This window comes from Dialister invisus DSM 15470, assembly GCF_000160055.1.
In the GTDB taxonomy this organism is placed as follows: domain Bacteria; phylum Bacillota; class Negativicutes; order Veillonellales; family Dialisteraceae; genus Dialister; species Dialister invisus.
This window is the reverse complement of record NZ_GG698602.1, coordinates 996,036-1,013,974: the sequence shown is the minus strand read 5'-3', so window position 1 is coordinate 1,013,974 and position 17,939 is coordinate 996,036. Positions and strand designations below refer to the sequence as shown.

At 48.0% G+C, this 17,939-nt stretch carries 14 protein-coding genes; 13 read left to right on the top strand and 1 reads right to left on the bottom strand.

Going from position 1 to position 17,939, the window contains the following annotated elements:
- Positions 1 to 154: 154 nt before the first annotated feature.
- Positions 155 to 3,010 carry an isoleucine--tRNA ligase gene (gene ileS, locus GCWU000321_RS04990; protein ID WP_007070013.1) on the top strand — a complete coding sequence of 952 codons (2,856 nt, stop codon included), beginning with the start codon at positions 155 to 157 and terminating at the stop codon, positions 3,008 to 3,010.
- 181 nt (positions 3,011 to 3,191) lie between these two features.
- Here ileS and GCWU000321_RS04985 read toward each other — a convergent pair whose 3' ends face one another.
- On the bottom strand, positions 3,192 to 3,926 hold the full coding sequence (locus GCWU000321_RS04985; RefSeq protein WP_007070012.1) for a DUF6125 family protein: 735 nt from the start codon (positions 3,924 to 3,926) through the stop codon (positions 3,192 to 3,194).
- A gap of 208 nt (positions 3,927 to 4,134) precedes the next feature.
- On the opposite strand from GCWU000321_RS04985, the gene GCWU000321_RS04980 reads away from it, so the two are divergent.
- The 12 genes from GCWU000321_RS04980 (at position 4,135) to GCWU000321_RS04925 (ending at position 17,859) form a co-directional block, all read left to right on the top strand.
- The gene (locus GCWU000321_RS04980; RefSeq protein WP_007070011.1) at positions 4,135 to 4,560 is read left to right on the top strand and encodes an Hsp20/alpha crystallin family protein; all 426 of its coding nucleotides are present in this window, start codon (positions 4,135 to 4,137) and stop codon (positions 4,558 to 4,560) included.
- Positions 4,561 to 4,715: 155 nt separating this feature from the next.
- On the top strand, positions 4,716 to 5,234 hold the full coding sequence (locus GCWU000321_RS09155; RefSeq protein ID WP_007070009.1) for a GrpB family protein: 519 nt from the start codon (positions 4,716 to 4,718) through the stop codon (positions 5,232 to 5,234).
- Between the two features lie 28 nt (positions 5,235 to 5,262).
- Positions 5,263 to 6,387: an IS256-like element ISDin1 family transposase gene (locus tag GCWU000321_RS04970; RefSeq protein WP_040381318.1), complete on the top strand. Its 1,125-nt coding sequence runs from the start codon at positions 5,263 to 5,265 to the stop codon at positions 6,385 to 6,387.
- Between the two features lie 36 nt (positions 6,388 to 6,423).
- Entirely contained in the window at positions 6,424 to 6,687 is a 264-nt protein-coding gene (locus GCWU000321_RS04965; protein WP_007070007.1) for a GrpB family protein, read from the top strand.
- Between the two features lie 182 nt (positions 6,688 to 6,869).
- Positions 6,870 to 7,868: a biotin synthase BioB gene (gene bioB, locus GCWU000321_RS04960; RefSeq protein ID WP_007070006.1), complete on the top strand. Its 999-nt coding sequence runs from the start codon at positions 6,870 to 6,872 to the stop codon at positions 7,866 to 7,868.
- 445 nt (positions 7,869 to 8,313) lie between these two features.
- Positions 8,314 to 10,473 carry a TonB-dependent receptor gene (locus tag GCWU000321_RS04955; RefSeq protein ID WP_007070003.1) on the top strand — a complete coding sequence of 720 codons (2,160 nt, stop codon included), beginning with the start codon at positions 8,314 to 8,316 and terminating at the stop codon, positions 10,471 to 10,473.
- 79 nt (positions 10,474 to 10,552) lie between these two features.
- On the top strand, positions 10,553 to 12,118 hold the full coding sequence (locus tag GCWU000321_RS04950) for an ABC transporter substrate-binding protein (protein ID WP_040381316.1): 1,566 nt from the start codon (positions 10,553 to 10,555) through the stop codon (positions 12,116 to 12,118).
- A complete protein-coding gene (locus tag GCWU000321_RS04945; protein WP_007070001.1) occupies positions 12,115 to 13,065 on the top strand; it encodes an ABC transporter permease in 951 nt (316 codons plus the stop codon). The genes GCWU000321_RS04950 and GCWU000321_RS04945 overlap by 4 nt, the downstream gene beginning before the upstream one ends.
- Positions 13,062 to 13,901: an ABC transporter permease gene (locus GCWU000321_RS04940; RefSeq protein ID WP_007070000.1), complete on the top strand. Its 840-nt coding sequence runs from the start codon at positions 13,062 to 13,064 to the stop codon at positions 13,899 to 13,901. The genes GCWU000321_RS04945 and GCWU000321_RS04940 overlap by 4 nt, the downstream gene beginning before the upstream one ends.
- A 2-nt stretch (positions 13,902 to 13,903) precedes the next feature.
- Entirely contained in the window at positions 13,904 to 14,842 is a 939-nt protein-coding gene (locus GCWU000321_RS04935) for an ABC transporter ATP-binding protein (protein ID WP_007069999.1), read from the top strand.
- Positions 14,839 to 15,603, top strand: a complete 765-nt coding sequence (locus GCWU000321_RS04930) for an ABC transporter ATP-binding protein (RefSeq protein ID WP_007069998.1) — start codon at positions 14,839 to 14,841, stop codon at positions 15,601 to 15,603. The genes GCWU000321_RS04935 and GCWU000321_RS04930 overlap by 4 nt, the downstream gene beginning before the upstream one ends.
- Positions 15,604 to 15,687: 84 nt before the next feature.
- Complete coding sequence (locus GCWU000321_RS04925; protein WP_211204377.1) at positions 15,688 to 17,859, top strand: TonB-dependent receptor; 2,172 nt, start codon at positions 15,688 to 15,690, stop codon at positions 17,857 to 17,859.
- Positions 17,860 to 17,939: the final 80 nt, after the last annotated feature.

Sequence of the window (17,939 nt, the reverse complement as noted above, 5' to 3'; positions counted from 1 at the left end):
GGATCACTTCTGAGCTTCAGGGAGGAAATGCCCTGACGGGACACCGTTAACTGTGCCGAGTGGCCTTTGGGTCATTAGGGTGGTACCACGGGAAATATTCTCGCCCCTTTTCGGGCGGGATTTTTTTTATTTACACCATACAGGAGGAAATGGAATGGATTACAGCAAGACGCTGCGCCTGCCGCAGACAGAATTCCCCATGCGCGGAAATCTTCCGCAGAAGGAACCGCAGTTTGTGGAACTTTGGCAAGATAAGGATTTATACAACAAGAGAATAGAGAAAAGAAAGAAAGAAGGCGCCCCCCGCTTCGTGCTCCATGACGGACCTCCTTATGCGAACGGCAAGATCCACATCGGCCACGCTCTGAATAAGACACTGAAGGATATTATTGTCCGCTACAAGTACATGGCGGGGTACATGGCAAATTATATTCCTGGCTGGGATACCCACGGCCTTCCGATTGAATATGCCGTACTGAAAGATTCGGGAGAGGATCGGGCGAATATGTCCGTTCTTGAACTGCGCCGCAAATGTCTGGAATACGCGAAAAAGTGGATTGAAATCCAGAAGACTGATTTTATCCGTATGGGCGTTATCGGCGATTTTGATAACCGTTACGTTACTTTTGATCCGCATCTGGAAGCCAAGGAAATAGAAGTTTTTGGCGAAATGGCAAGAAAAGGATACATCTATAAAGGAAAGAAAGCCGTTTACTGGTGTTCCCACTGTGAAACGGCGCTGGCGGAAGCGGAAATTGAGTATAAGGACCGCAAGTCCCCGTCTATTTATGTGAAGTTCCCTGCGAAAAATATCAAAGGACTCGGACCGGAGGGCGTAGATCAATCCAAGCTTTTTGCCGTCATCTGGACAACCACGCCTTGGACCATTCCTGCCAACCAGTATATTTCCGTCAACCCGAAGTTCACCTATGTATGGGTGCATAATCTGGATGCCGACGAGTACTATCTGATGAATAAGGAGCTGGCACCGGCAGCTTTGGCGGACTGCAAGATTGAAAATTACGAGTTTGCCGGCCGCGAAATGACAGGCGCCGAATGGGAGTTGGCCGAATTTATGCACCCTTGGGCATCTTATAACCGAACCGTGTATGTTCTTGAGGGCAACCATGTCACGCTGGATGCCGGTACAGGCTGTGTACATACTGCCCCGGGCCACGGCGTGGATGACTTTGAAGTATATAAGAAATATGAAAATGAAGGAAAACTGAAGCAGGAAGTCATCTGTCCTGTGGACAATAAAGGCCGTATGACGGCAGAAGCCGGATCCTTTCTGGAAGGGAAGACTGTATGGGAAGCGGAAGGACCGAGTATTTCCGCGCTTGCCCACGAAGGCATGCTTCTTGGCAAAAAGTCCCTCCACCACCAGTATGCCCATTGCTGGCGCTGCAAGAATCCCGTCATTTACCGTGCGACAGAGCAGTGGTTTGCTTCCATCAATGATTTTCGCGAAGATGCATTGAAAGCGGTCGACGAGACACGGTTTATCCCTTCCTGGGGGCATGACCGCCTGTATAATATGATTCGTGACCGCCAGGACTGGTGTATTTCCCGCCAGCGCTCCTGGGGTGTTCCGATTCCTGCTTTCTACTGCGACGGCTGCGGCAATTATGTGATCACGCCCGAAACGATTGAAAGCGTGAAAGAAATCGTGGAAAAAGAGGGTACCGACGCATGGTGGGCACATCCGGCGGAAGAACTTTTGCCGAAGGATTTCAAATGCCCCCACTGCGGCGGCAGCCGTTTCCACCAGGAAAAAGACATCATGGACGTATGGTTTGATTCCGGCTCCACATGGAACGGTGTTCTAAAAGACCCTCATCCGGTGTGGAAAGAGACCGGCGCGGCGTATCCCTGCGATTTGTATCTGGAAGGTTCCGACCAGCACCGCGGCTGGTTCCACAGCTCTCTTCTGACCAGTGTGGCAGTCAATGGCTGCGCGCCGTATAAGGCTGTTCTGACCCATGGTTTTACCATGGACGGAGAGGGACGGAAGATGTCCAAATCGGTAGGAAACGTAGTCGCGCCCCAGGACATTATTGATAAGTACGGCGCTGACGTGATGCGTTTGTGGATTTCTTCCGTCGATTACCAGGGAGACGTCCGCCTTTCCGATAAGATTGTGAAATCCATGAGCGATGTATACAGAAAGATCAGAAATACGTTCCGCTACCTTCTGGGGAATCTTTATGATTTCGATCCGAAGACCGACAGCGTGGCTTATGGGGATATGGAAGAATTGGATCGCTGGGCGCTGCTTCGTCTGGAACAGGTAAAGCGTACCGTTCTTAAAGCCTATGAGGATTATGAATTCCACGTCATGTACCATGCCGTCCATAATTTCTGTACTGTGGACCTGTCATCCATTTACCTGGATATACTGAAAGACCGTCTCTATACAGAAAAAGATGATTCCCTCCTGAGAAGAAGCGCGCAGACTGCCATGTATGAAATCCTTACCTCTCTCGTAAGGCTGGTAGCCCCCGTTATTTGCTTTACTGCCGAAGAAGTATGGCAGGCACTCCCGAATCGGGAAGAAAGAGAATGGTCTGTCCATATGGCGGATATGCCGGCGGAAAACGACAGATACATGGATAAAGTATTGGAAGAAAAGTGGAAGAAGCGCCTTGCTCTCCGCAGCGTTGTGACAAAAGCGCTGGAAGAAGCCCGCCAGGCGAAAGTCATCGGCCACCCTCTGGACGCGGAAATTACTATTTACGCAGATGGTGAACATTTGGAAACACTGAAAGCCATGGAAAAAGAACTGGCGGATTTCTGCCTTGTTTCCCAGGCGAAGATTTCCGGCGATCTGTCTGCCGCTCCTGAGAATGCCTTCGCTTCTGAAGACGGAACGGTGAAAGTTTCTATCGCCGTCTGCACTCTTGAAAAGTGTGAACGCTGCTGGAAACGCACTCCTGATGTAAACTCCGATCCGAAACATGAACACGTCTGCGCAAGATGCGCTAAAGTCCTTACGGAGATGGGAGAATAAGAAAGGCAAGTCGGCGGTCAGCAGTGGAAATTTATAAGTTAAGTATGCTGACGCTTTCCTGTATGACAGAAAAGTAACGGGACAATATAAAAGACCTCTTTTGCCGGAGGTCTTTTTGTTTGGAGAAATCCATGGAAGAGTTTTGTTCATTGCCGCAGCGAAAGATATGAGGGAGTCGATTTCATTTGAGTGTGAATTTCCAGGCACAGAACCAGCTTTCCGGGTGGGCGTCAGGGGGACAGCCTATGCATTCTGTCTGTATGCGGTCGTCTATACCTTCGGCAAAGTGGGCGTATTCTACAAGACCGGCGCTTTTGCAGGGATAGTCGGGTAAATTTTTCCGCATCCGTGCCGATTGGACACGGCAGTTATCCATTGTGAAGATGAGAGAACCGTCTTCAAAGCGGGAGGACTGTCTGTTCAGACGGCTGTACATACGGAAGTTTAAAGCCTGCGCCAATCCTTCCAGCCCGGGATGCTCTTCCATGCCAAGAAGTTTTTTAATGGAGTGCGCTTCAAAGGGAGAGAACCGGGCCCATGTAGAATCGTTGCACCGTTTCGCATCATTGATGCCGTAGGAAAACTCCACTCCCTGAAACCAGAAGCCGTCCTGGGCAAGCCAGCTTTTTGCGATGGTGTCCAGAAGAGAAAGCTGCTCTTCTTTGGGAAGGCGGATGAGGAAAGCGGGACAACCCTCTTGTTCAGGGAAATGAAATTGCGCCGCCAAACGACGAACTGCCGCCTTTCGTGTCTGCTTCCAGGCGTAGTCCATGACATTGAGCGCCTTTTCAAAACCGAGCTGGTGCTCTACTTCACGGAACCAAAGGGTGTGATGGACCGTCATGCGGTGGCACATGTCTATAATATGTGCCGCCCGCTTTTCCACCGTTATTGTTTCCATTGTTTTTTCATTCATGGTAAACCTCCTTCATGGAGAATTTCATTTCTTTTATTATGAAATAACTGTTGGAAAATATCCATGGTAAAAAAATAATCAAAAAGTCAAAATATTTATTAGCACTCTATTGACATGAGTGCTAAATGTGATATAATACAGTTGTCAGGAAGAAAAGATGGACTCCTGAGATATGTTATAAATATTTTAAAGAAAAGAGGTTTTGATTATGCGTGGTTTACTTCCTTTTGATGGTTTTTTCGGTGATACGGCGCTGGATCATTTCTTCAGTGATGCTCCGGCTGTATACAAAGACTATGTGTCTGTACCCAAGGTGGATATTGAGGATAAAAAAGATTTCTATGAAATTACCTGTGATATGCCCGGGTTTACCAAGGATCAGATCCGTATTTCTTATGAAAACGGAATTTTGTCCCTGTCCGCTCAGAAAGAGGAACAGACGGAGGAAAAAGATGATGACCGTCATTACATCCGCCGTGAACGTTCCAGTTCTGTCTTCCGCCGCCAGTTCAATGTGAAAGGGATCAAAGAAGACGGCATCAAGGCAGGCTTGAAAGACGGGATTCTGACGATTACACTGCCGAAACTCCCGCAGGAAATTGAAAAAGCACCCCATCGTATCCAGATTGACTGAAGATGATGTATAAGATATTCCTGGAATACTGAAAAGTTTATTCATGCTTTCTCTCCGGGCGGTACTTCCCCGGTACCGTCCATCTTTGGAACAGGTCATGATAATCCCCCATTATCGTGGCCTGTTTTTATGTTCCCATAAACAGTTTGCGTTTCATGGCTGTTTATAATAAGCTGGAGGAAAATGGAGGGAGGAATATATGGGGAAAAGACTGGAAGACAGGGGTTTGGAAGAATTGTGGCAGCTGTTTCCCATATTTCTTGTGCCGCATAAAAAAATGGGCAGGTTGGTACAGGGAAGAAAAAGGTCGTTTGGAAGTTCTGCTGGGCGCAGGGCGGATAAAGCGCGTCAGCCATATCGGAAGTACGGCTGTTTCCGGTATCTGGGCCAAAAATATCATAGATATCCTGTTAGAAGTACCGGATAAAAAAAGAATGGCAGAGGTACGAGAAATTTTGAAAAATAACGGCTGGCTCTGCATGAACACTTCAAAGAACCGTATTTCGGGTTATAGGACATTTTGTGTTGATTTTAATACCGATGAAGTTAGACATTGTCTGGCTTCATCGGTATTTTATCCTTTTCCTAAGAAGATAAAGGGTGGACAAAATGAGTTGGTAAAAAATCCGAAAATGATTGCTATGACTGCTTTAATTAGGGTTATATCTTTTTAAAATATGTTTATTTTAAAAGGAGAACCTTATGAAACAAGTTAGGTGTTTATATTGCGGTTTCTTTTGCTCAAAATATGGTAAAACTCGTACAGGAAGGCAACGGTGGTACTGCAAAGAATGTCATTCTGTCTTTGTGAATCCGATTAATAAGACGGTTCATGATTTTAAGCACTTTATTCAGTGGTTGTTTGGTAAGGATGTGCAAAAATCCATGCCTGGCAACGGTCGTGGTTTTCGAAGGAAAACCTCTAAATTTTGGGAAATATGGCCTATGCAGCCTAAAATTGAGAGTCCGATGAATGTCATATATGTGGATGGGATTTATTTAGGAAGAAAAGCATGTATCCTTATTTGTTGTAATGAAAGATATGTGCTTGGATGGTATTTGTGCCGCTATGAGAATTCCAGAGCCTGGGAAGCATTGATGCAGAGAATTGCGGCTCCCGCTATGGTCGTTTCTGATGGAGGCCACGGCTTCCGGAAAGCACTAAAAAGAGTCTGGCCCAAGGCTAAGTTGCAGCATTGTACTTTCCATGCATTCATCCAGGTAAAGAGATATACAACCGGTAGTCCTAAAACCATTGCCGGCATTGAGATGTACATGATAGCAAAGGATTTGCTGATGATAAAAGACATGGAGCAAGCAGGTCATTGGGCAACCCGATTGATAAACTGGAGAATAAAGCATAAGACCTTTCTTAGTGAAATGACACAAGATGAAAAAGGCAAACTTCGCCCTATGCATGAACGTTTACTAAAGGCCGAGCGGTCACTGGTCAGATTAGTACGGCAAAACACATTATTTACCTATTTGGATGAATCGTTATCTTGTGGAGAAGAACTACCATCGACAAATAACCGTATAGAAGGCGGAATAAATGCACAATTAAGAACGATGCTTAGAAACCATCGGGGGATGTCCATTGAAAGACGCATAAAAGCGGTTTTCTGGTGGTGTTACTTCCACACACCGAAACCGCTTTCTGCATCTGAAATCCTAAAGATAATGCCCACTGACAGAAGCATTTCTAAACTGTATAAAGCGATGAATGAACGATCCCAATTAGAGGATTCAATTCCCACATGGGGAGATGCTATTGTGTGGTCAGAATTACATAAATCCGATTCATTTCCTGCTTGTTTTTGGGATTAACCACCAACACGTTCTGTCCTATAACCCCGTATTTCCATGAATAAAGGGTACACGGAAAAGGGATTTGCGGAGAAGGTATATCATCTGCATATCCGGCTGCCCTGCGATCATGATGAATTGTATTTTCTCTCTTATCTGCAGGCGCATCCTGCTGTTGCGAAAGAGTATGAAACATTGAAACTGCATTTATGGAAAGGGTATCCTCATGACAGGGATGGATACACGGAGGCAAAGACAGATTTCGTCAGGACATATACGGAATGGGCAAAAAGAGAATACGGGAACCGGTGGGAATGGTAATCGGTAAAACAGCCCGGTGAAAATCGGGCTTTTTGTGTGTGAATTTCCGGGAATGAATATCGAAAATATATTGTAAACTTATAACATAAAAACAATTGACAGAAGAAACTGCTTATTTTATACTTGAATCCGAGATAACAATAAAGGAAACGGAATGATTCCGTAAAAAGGGGAGTTCTATTATGGAAAGTGCTTGTCAGGAAATTATCCGCTTGGCGGAAAAGGTCATAGATGGCGGACAGATCACGCCGGAAGAGGCAGGGAGGCTCATTCGTACAAAAGATGGAGACACCATGCTGCTTCTTGCCATGGCGGATAAAATCCGTCAAAAATTCGGCGGCAGCTCCGTGGATTTCTGCGCCATCATCAATGCGAGAAGCGGGCACTGCCAGGAAGACTGCAAGTTCTGCGCCCAGTCCGGCTGGTACAGGACAGGTGCCAAGGTATACCGCCTGCTGCCGGAAGAACAGATTATTGAAGCGGCAAAGAAAGCAAAAGCGGCAGGCGCCGTCCGGTTCTCCATTGTTACCAGCGGCCGTAATCAGGACAATCCCAATGAGTTTGAAGAAATTATTGCAATCGTGAAGCGTATCCGTAAGGAAGTAGGTATCGAAGTCTGCTGCTCCCTGGGGCTTATTTCTTCTGAGCAGGCGCTCCGGCTGAAGGAAGCGGGCATTACCCGCATTCATTGCAATATCGAAACGTCTCCGTCCTATTTTCCGGAAATCTGTACTACCCATACCATGGAAGACAAGGAAGATATCATCAGCACGGCGCAGAAGGCAGGGATCCGTGTCTGCTCCGGCGGCATTATCGGGCTTGGCGAATCTTTGGACCAGCGCGTGGAAATGGCGTTTAAGCTGAAAGAAATGCACATTGATTCCGTACCGCTGAATATCTTGAATCCTGTAAAAGGAACGCCTTTTTATGATAATAAACGTCCGTCCGCTTTGGAAATCCTCCGCACTTTTGCCATGTTCCGCTTTGTTCTTCCGAAAGCCCTCATCCGTACGGCAGGCGGTCGTGAAGTCAATCTGAGAAGCCTGCAGGCCCACGCGCTTTCCGGCGGCCTTAACGGTATCATGGTGGGCGGCTATCTTACCACCGGCGGCAGAGATCCGAAAGAGGATCTGGTCATGACGGCGGATCTGGGACGGAGCAGGACGTCCCCGCAGCTGTAATACAAATCAAAACCGAATCGTAGAATTAAAAAAGAAGAGCGGCGCCGTACCGGTGTCCAGACGTTAGATTTTTAGTCTGATTTTTGGAATGTGGTACAGGATGCGCCGTTCTTTTTTGCTGTCTGTACCGGTAAGGCAGATAAAGAAGGAATATTGAGGTATGCCGGCGGATGAGGGAGAAGACGGCAAATTTCTTTTGCAATAAGATATGATTCAGTTAAAATGAAAAAAGAACAGGCAAATAGTTTTTTAAAGTAGGAGTGTAATAAAAATTATTTAATGATATAATTCATTTAAAATAATTTAATCATGGGAAGTAAATCTGTTTCTTGGAAGGCTTTCGTTTTCCGTACAGAAGCCTGCATCGGTGGTTTTGATGGAAGCGGAGCCATAAATTATTTCTTTATGGTTTCATTTGTTTTGAGGAGAGGATGGTTTTAATCTTATGAGAAAGAAATTATTGGCTGCTGCCGTCATGGGTGCGGTCGGAGCGGCTGCAGGTATCTGCACGGCGGGCGCGGCGGATGCCGCTTACGTTCTTGATGAGGTGGTTGTCATCGGGAACCGTGATGAAGAGCGCGATGTTTTGCCGGGCAATTTTGTTTACACGAAATCCCAGACAAGTTTTCTGGCAGGGAAGGATACGATGGATGTTCCTTTTTCCCAGATGCATTTCACGGAAAAGTCGATGGACACCTTTACGGGGCCTGATAAGCCGATGGATGCGCTTTTGGCGAACTCGCCGTCTGTGCGCCAGTCCGGATCTATTCTTCATGGTGATTTCTTTTTCCGCGGATTCCGTACAAACGGAACCAACTTTTATGTGAATAACGTTCCCGGCGTGTTCACCCAGTTTAATACGCCGCTCTATCCCATCGAATCTTTGGAATTGATTTCCGGACCGAATGTAGGGATTTACGGCACCGGTGTCCAGTATGAAACAACGAATCCCGGCGGCATCGTCAGTGTGAAATCAAAAGTCGCTCCCGATAAGGGTGTTTTTGACTATACCCAGACGATTTCCGGCCGCGGGCTTTTTGGTGAATATCTTGACTGGGGACAGCGTTTTGGCGATAAGAAGGAATGGGGTGTCCGCATTATGACGGAAAATCTCAACGGCCGTACATCCGTCAAAGGTACGAAGATTAACGGACAGGGCATTTTTGCCAATATCGACCGGACTACGGAAAGATCAAAAGACAATTTATTTATCGGATACAGAAATATGGATATCCAGCGCGGTCTTCGGTGGTTTATCCTGAGCAGCGATGTTAATAAACTGCCCGCCGTTCCTTCCGGAAAGAATGACTACGGGTTTGACGGGATGATAAAGGCGACCCACGGCTGGCTTGCCGTTTACAACCATGATCAGAAATTTAATGACCATTGGGACGGCTTTTTCAACTTCGGCATGCAGAGGAACGATTTGGATAAAAATGTCATGGCGAACGGAGGCAGCGGATATACACTCCACAATGACGGCACGCTTGACGTAAAAGCAAAACCGGGTTCCACGCCGCAGGAATATTACTATTGGCAGGTAGGTACCACGGCGCACTATAATACGGGCGCTGTGAAGCATGATATCACGCTTTCTTACAATCAGGCATGGAGAAACAGAAAGAGCGCGTATAATAACGGACCGCTTCTTAAGATCGGTACCGGGGATTTGTACACGGGCATCCATCAGACACTGGCGGCGCCTACGAAATTTGATACCCGCTGGAATAATAAAACAAGAGTGAAGAGTTATTCTCTTGTTGATTACATGACTTACAACAAATGGGATATTATCCTCGGCATCCACAAGCATGAAGCGGAATCAAGAGTCTATAAATGGAAGAATGACAATACATTGAACTATATTGAGCGTATAAAGACTGATGACACGAGTCCGACATACGGTATCATTTACCGTCCCAACAGCCATATGTCCGTTTATGCCAGCCATTCGGAAAACTTCGACGCAGGCAGCGGCGTAAATACGACTTTTGAAAATTTCGGCGATATTCTTCCGCCTTTGAAGACGAAGCAGAATGAAATCGGTGTCAAGTATAAAAGAAATAATTTACTCTACACCCTGGCCTACTATGACATCAAGCAGGACAACCTGATCAGCGTCTACAAAGACGGCTATGTAAAACCTTTCCAGTCGAAAGACGGGCAGGCCCGCCATAAAGGCCTGGAATTTTCCATCAACGGCAGACTGGCCGACAAGTGGAATATTTTGGGCGGCTTCTCCCATATGTCGGCGAAACAGGAAAAGACGACTAAAGGAGCGCTTGACGGAATCCGTGTCAACGGAACTTCCGAATGGACTGCCGTCCTCGGACTGGAATACAATCCGAATGAAGCGTGGAGCATCCTGGGACGCGCGATCTATACGGGCAAAACTCCGGTCATGAATGAAAAAATCTGGGCACCGGGATACACCATTTTCGATCTGGGTGTGACCCATAAAACACATTTTGGGAAAATCCCTGCGGAATTGTCCCTGATGGTAAATAATGTTTTTGATAAAGACTACTGGCAGGTATCCAGAGGCAACCAGGTATATCTCTCCCTGCCGCGGACATTCAGCTTTACGGCGAAGCTGCATTTTTAAGAAATGATAAGGCGAAGGGGCAGGCGGCGGCCCCTTTTCTTTATCTGCAGAAGAGTTTTGACTGAGAAAGGAGGGCGCTTTGAGAAGGATAGGGCTCTTCCTGTGCGGATTGATTTTCTTATTTCTGACAGGAATATGTACGGGATGCGGGCATAAAACAGAAACAGGGGAGCAGGAAATCGTCCTTGCCGCGGCGCGCGATCTGGTGCAGGGGGAAAAAGATCCGTACTATGCCACCATTATATTGAAAACATGGGAACCTCTCGTGGGCATTTCCGATGACGGCCATGAAATGCCTGTTCTTGCGGAGAGCTGGGAAAGCAATGCGGATAAGACGGAATGGATATTTCATTTAAAAGAAGGTGTCCGTTTTCATGACGGCGAGCTGTTCAATGCTGCGGCAACTCTGGAAAATTTCCGCCGATACCGGAATATGGGATACCGTCCGTCTACATTTTACGGCTTTTTGGCAGACCGTATTTATCCCGGGCTTCTTCGGGCGGAAGCGGATGATGAAAACACGCTTCATCTGTATTTTGAAAAGCCGGTACCCATGCTCATTTACCGCATGGCGGGCTGGGGAAGCGCCATGTTCAGCCCCCGGTGTTTTGATTCCGCCACAGGGGACTGGACGGGTATGGCAAAAGGGACGGGCCCCTTTATGATCAAGGAGCGGGTGCCTGACGCCTACGCCGTGATTGAGCGTTTTGACGGGTACCACGGAGAAAAGGCAAAAGCAAAACGAATCAGGATCCGGACCATCACGTCGTCTGATGCCCGGTACTCGGCGATGAAGTCGGGGGAAATACAGGGCGTTTTGGATCTGGGCGGACTTGCGCCTATTATGGCAGAAGAATTGGAGCGTGACGGGCGTTTTACCGTGAACGCCACCCATTCCACGATTTCCCATTACCTCACTTTGAATGGAGGACGTTTTCCCTTCAGCGATGTGCGTATGAGAAAAGCAGTTAATCTGGCGGTGGATCGGGAAAAAATCGTGAAATATTATTTTCGCGGATTCGGCACGCCTACCATGAGTTTTCTGAACAGCACCAATCCTTTCGGCCGTGTGGAGAAGCCTGTCTTTGATCCCGTAAAAGCAAAGGAATTGGCAAAAGAAGTGCTGGGGGATAAAAGACAGACGGTCAAATTCCTTCTGCCCCAGTACGGAATGGCGCGGTATCCTTACAAGACGATTTCCGAATTTATCCAGGCGGAGCTGAAACCTTTGGGGCTGGATGCAGAGATTGTCATGGTGGATGGGATGACTTCACGGAAAATGATGGCTAAAGGGGACTACGATCTGTCTATCGGTACGAGGGGACTTGGCAACCTGGATCCCACATCGCTCCTTTTTGAATATTTCAATTCAAAGGGCGCTACGAATAAAGCAAGCTGCATCAGTTACAACAATCCGAAAGTGGATGCCTGTTTTGAAGCATTAAAGACGGTCTATGATTTGGATGAGCGGCGGACTGTCTATACGGAAATACTTGATGAGCTTCTGGCTGATCCGGCAGTAGTTCCTCTTTTGGAAGATCAAAATATAGCGGTCTGCAGCCATGAGCTTGGCGGCTACAAGGCAGCCGTTTATGGAATTACATTGGATAAAGTCTATTGGCGGAAAGGAGCAGGGAAAGAATGAAAGAATTGATTCTCTATGCACTCCGCCGCTTTTGCATGCTGATCCCTTTCCTCATAGGACTTACGCTGGTTGCTTTTCTTTTAGGCGTTTTGTCTCCGGGCGACCCCGCGCTGGCGCTGCTTACCATGGACGGCACGTCGGAACCGACAGCGGAAGAACTGAATGCGCTGCGCCACGCTATGGGACTGGATCAGCCGGTATGGATCCAGTATGGGCGGTGGCTTATGAATGCGCTTCACGGAGATTTGGGCGTATCTTATCTTACACAGAAACCTGTACTGGATGAAATACTCCGCCGGTTTCCCATTACTTTCCATCTGGCGGTATGGGCCATCGGCTGGGTACTGGTTACCGGCATACCCACCGGAATCTGGGCTGCAGAGAAAAAAGACACCGCAGGGGAAATAGTCCTTCGCGCAGGTGCTCTTTTCTTTATTTCCGTCCCTTCTTTCTTCCTGGCCATTTTATGCATGCTCCTTTTTTCTGAAGAGTGGAGGCTCCTGCCTTCCGGCGGGTACGGGAGCATGATGCAGATGATCATGCCTTCTTTCGTCCTTGCGGCGGGAACATCGGCGGCTGTCATGCGCCTTCAGCAGACGTCCATGACGGAGGTGGCAGGAAAGGAATTCATCACGACAGAACGGGCGAAAGGGCTGCCCATGCCTTTTATCATGAAAAGACACGTACTGCCCAATGCTCTTGTCCCCGTCATTACGATGCTGGGCACTTTCTTCGGCGCTATCTTGGGAGGATCCGTCATCATTGAGGATATGTTTTCCATTCCCGGACTGGGCAGTTACGTGCTGGCCGCCATATGGGGGCGTGACTATCCCGTTATCCAGGGGTATGTCATTGTAAGCGGCACAGTCTTCCTTACATTTAATTACCTTGTGGACATCCTGTGCGGCATGCTGAATCCGTCGGTGCGGAAAGGGGGCGCCCTATGAAAGGGAATAAGAATGCCGTCAGGCTCCTTTACACGACGGCCGTTGTTATCGCTTTTGCCGTTATTTTCTGCGCCGTTTTTGCACCGCTCCTTGCGCCCTATGACCCATCAGCCGTATCGCCTGAGGAAGTACTGGAACACAGTTCCGCAGCTCATTGGTTTGGAACAGATGCCCTGGGAAGAGACATTCTTTCACGGGTCATTTATGGTGCCCGGTCTTCCGTGGCTTTTGCATTCTGTTCCGCATTCTGTACCATGGTGCTTGGATTGTCTTTGGGCATGGTGTCAGGGTATTTTGGGGGATTGGCGGATAAATCCGTACAGTGCCTTGTGGCGCTCTTTCAGGGACTTCCCGGGACAAGCCTCATGATTGCCATTGCAGCCATTCTTCCTGAAAATGATTTCCGCATTATCATCGCTTTGACATTGACGTCCTGGACGGGGTTTTCCCGTATCGTCCGTAATGAAGTGCTCCGTATCAAAGGGGAAACATACATGGAAGGAATACGGAGCATCGGCGCCGGCCACTGGTATATCCTGCGGAAATATGTATTTCCCAATTTGCTGCCTGTTCTGATAGTCCTCTTTACCTTACGAACAGGAACCTCTCTTTTGTCGGCATCTGCCTTATCCTATCTGGGACTCGGTGTTTCTCCGCCGACAGCGGACTGGGGTGTCATGATCAGCGACGCGCGGACCTATTTTCGCTCTTATCCTCTGATGATACTGGCTCCGGGCATGGGAATCACCCTGTTCTGTCTGTCGATTAATCTTCTGGGAGACGCTTTGCGGGACAATTTGCAGATTAGAAAATCGCCGGAAGAAAGGAGGGGATAGAAGTGGATATTCAAATTAAAAATCTGTCTGTTTCTTTCCCTTCGCCAAAGGGGGATGCAAAAGTCCTGCGAAATGCGGATATAATCCTGAAAAGCGGGAAAATTACGGCGATCGTAGGGGAGTCGGGAAGCGGTAAATCTATCCTCGGCGCGGCGGTTATGGGGTTATTGGAATCGTCTGTCCGGGTTTCAGGGGAAATTTTATTTGGAAATACAGATCTTCTTTCTCTATCCGAAAAAGAATTGAATTCTATCCGCGGCGAACGGATCGGGTGGATTGCCCAGGATCCTGTGACAGCGATGGATCCCATGATGAAAGTGGGAAAACAGATGATGGAAGGGGTGCATTTTTATCAGAACGGGAAAGAGACAAAAGCGGACGGTATCCGGCAGTTGGAAGAATTCGGACTTTCCGATGCCCAGCGCGTGTGGGATGCTTATCCTTTCGGACTGTCCGGTGGTATGGCGCAAAGAGTGCTCACCGCCATGATGACGCTGCCCGGTCCTGAATGGCTTATTGCAGATGAACCGACGAAAGGCCTTGATGCTTTTGTCCGCCGGCAGGCAGCGGACGCTTTCAGGAAACTGAGGGAAAAAGGTGTGGGCATTTTGCTCATTACCCACGATCTCCGGTTGGCGGAACGCCTTTCCGATTTTATGGCGGTAATGTATGCGGGAGAGATTATTGAATATGGGAAGACAAAAGACATCTTTTCAAATACGGTGCACCCCTATACGAAAGGCCTGTTTGCCGCAGCTCCCGACAGGGGCATGCAGCCGATCTGCGGTATCGCGCCTGATCTTTCCCGTCTTCCCTGCGGCTGTATTTTTGCATCCCGCTGCCCGGCGTATAGGAAAAATTCCTGCGATGAAAAGCAGAAAATGCTTACGCTTGCAGAAGACCATGACGTCCGCTGTATCCGGAAAGGAGGCGGCTTATGACACTTCTTTCTATAGAACATATTTCCCGGAGTGTGGAAACGGGATTTATCCGTAAGCAGAAAAAAGAAATACTTCATGATATCTCTTTTTGTGTAGGGAAAAGGGAAACGGTGGGCATTACAGGGGCAAGCGGCGCAGGGAAATCCACGCTGGCGAGAGTCATCATGGGTCTGCTTCGTGAAGACGGCGGGAACATTGTCTTTCAGGGAAAAGAACTGACAAAAACATCTTTAAGGGAAGCCCGGCGCAGGCGGCGGCAAATGCATATGCTTTTCCAAAATCCTGCGTCTTCCTTAAATCCGCGAATGAAAATCAGAGAATCTATGGAAGAACCGGCGCGGATATACGGAATGGACATTTCCCGCGGTCAGGAAATTTGTGACATGATGAAACGCCTCCAGCTGAGGGAAGAGCTTCTGTACCGTTATCCCCACCAGCTTTCCGGAGGAGAACTGCAGCGCGTATGCCTCGGACGGCTTCTTCTTCTGAAACCCGAGCTTCTGATTCTTGATGAACCCACTTCTATGCTGGATGTTTCCGTGCAGGCGCAGATCATTGGGATACTGAAAGAGGTGCAGGAAGAAGAAAATATTTCCTATCTTTTCATTTCCCACGACCTTGACCTGCTTCGCGCCTGCTGCCACCGGATCGGAATACTCAATCAGGGGAAACTGGTGGAAATGGAGGAAACGGAGAGACTCTTCCACAGTCCTGCGGCTCCGTATACAAAAGAATTGATTTCCGCATTCTTTACATTTTGAGCCGGATCAAGGGTGTGGAAATCAAAACGGCAGGCTATGAAAAACATTTTGGATACTGTTATTTTTATGAAAGAGGAGAAAAGCATGAAAAAGAAAATCTTATCGGCAGCGCTGCTTTCTGTGCTGGTTTCATCAGCGCTTGGCACTGTGACTGCAGGTGCCGTGTATGAAATGGACGAAGTTACCGTCACAGCAGACAGAGAAGGGATTGTGGCGGCGCTTCCGGGCGGGCTTGTAAATCAGACGGCCAAATTAGGGATTTTGGGAAATAAAAGTATTATGGATATCCCTTACTCTGAAATGAGTATGACTGAAAAGACACTGGAAACTTTCAGTGATCCGTCCCAGCCGCTGGCCAATGTGCTCCAGAATAATCCTTCTATCCGTTCCAGCACATCGTCCCCCATGTATACGGACTTTTCCATGCGCGGAATTAATATGAACGGAAACCATATGATGCTGAACGGGATCCCCAGCCTGTTTTACCAGTTCAACGGTCCGCCGAATCACATCATCGAAAGAATGGATATTACTTCAGGACCGAATGCCGGCGTCAATGGGGTCAGCATGTCGAATAATGGAACCAACGGCGGCGCCACGCCGGCTCCGGGAACCATCAATATTGTCACGAAAAAAGCGGGGCAGACTCCTGTTTTGAACTACACGCAGACCTTTTCGGGAAGAAGCAGCTTTGGTGAGTTTATTGACGTAAGCCGCAGGACAGGCGCCAATGGCGAATGGGGCGTCCGTGTCATGGGCGAATACATGGATGGCGATTTGGCGCTCCGCCATGCGGAAAAAGAAGAAAAGAATATTTTCATCAACCTTGACCGCAAAGGGGAAACATCCGTTACGAATATTTTTGCAGGGTCTTTCGATCTCCGTGTGAATAAAGGGCAGCGCTGGTTCACCTATGGCGGCAGATCCGATGTCCTTCCCTCCGCACCGGATTCCAATACGGATTATGATTTTGACGGTACTACGAAGTGGATGCACGGCTGGCTTCTTACTGTGAATCACGAAAAAGAACTCAATGGTAACTGGAGCTGGTTCGTGAACTGGGGCGTCAACCGCAGAAGCGGAAATAAGTATAATTCCAGCTCTGCCCTGAAGTTTGACGAAAAGGGAAATTTCATGAGCAGCAATGTGTCCAATGCACAGAATGAAATAGGAACGAATTCTTATTTCCAGACAGGGATCAAAGGGAAGTTCGATACCGGCGCCGTAGAACATCATGTATCCCTTGCCTTTGACCGCTCCGGCGCCAGATACTGGAATGACACGAATAACAGCGTGAAAGGAAATATCACAGGCGGTCTTTATGACGGTACAGCCTATAAAAACAGTTTCTATATCCCTTCGCTCCGGAAAGCAAAACTTTCCTGGTCGGAAATCAATACAGGCATTACACTGGCCGATTCTCTTGCCTACGGGAAATGGGATGTCCTTTTGGCAGTTTCCAGAAAACACGAACATTTCAGAAATGAAATTAAAGGGCAGCTCATACGGAATGATGACTGGCTTCCGACTTTCGGGATTACCTACAAAGCAAATGATCATCTTTCCTTTTACGCGGGACAGACGGAAAGTCTTTCCAGGGGCGGCGTCGTTTCCAATGACAGCAAGTATGTCAACCAGGGAGAGACTTTGGTGCCGTCGGTGAGCAGGCAGAAAGAAATCGGCGTGAAGTATAAATACGGCGGACTTCTCACCACTTTGAGCTATTTCTATATCGATCAGGAAAATGTCATTGATATAGATGTGGGAAGCGGTAAGTACCGCCGCGCTGCTGACGGAAGAGACAAGTTCAAAGGTGTGGAATGGACAGTGAATGGGAAATTGGCACCGAAATGGACAGTGACCGGCGGGCTGATGTACATTGACGCCAAGCGGGATAGAACGCAGGGCGGGAAGAACGACGGCCGCTTCGTTAACGGCGTGGCAGACCGGAGCGGCGTACTGGGACTCGTTTACGAACCGAACGACAGCCTGGGAATCATAGGGAGAGTCGTTTGGAATGACGCTGCCTATATCGATAATTCCAATGCGCCGTCAGGAAAAACGAAAATCCCGTCTTACACCACCTTTGACCTGGGTGTGAACTACAAAACACGTTTGGGGAGAATCCCCGTTTCTTTAAGCGCCATGTGCTACAATGTGACAAATAAAGATTACTGGATGGGAAGAGGGAGTTCCACCACCTTCGGATTATCCATGCCGAGGACATTCATGCTCTCTGCCCGATTCGAATTCTGATTTTACCCGGGTGAGTAAATTTAATAAAACCAAAAGGAACGATACCATCTTATAGATAAAGTATGGTTCCTTTTTAATTT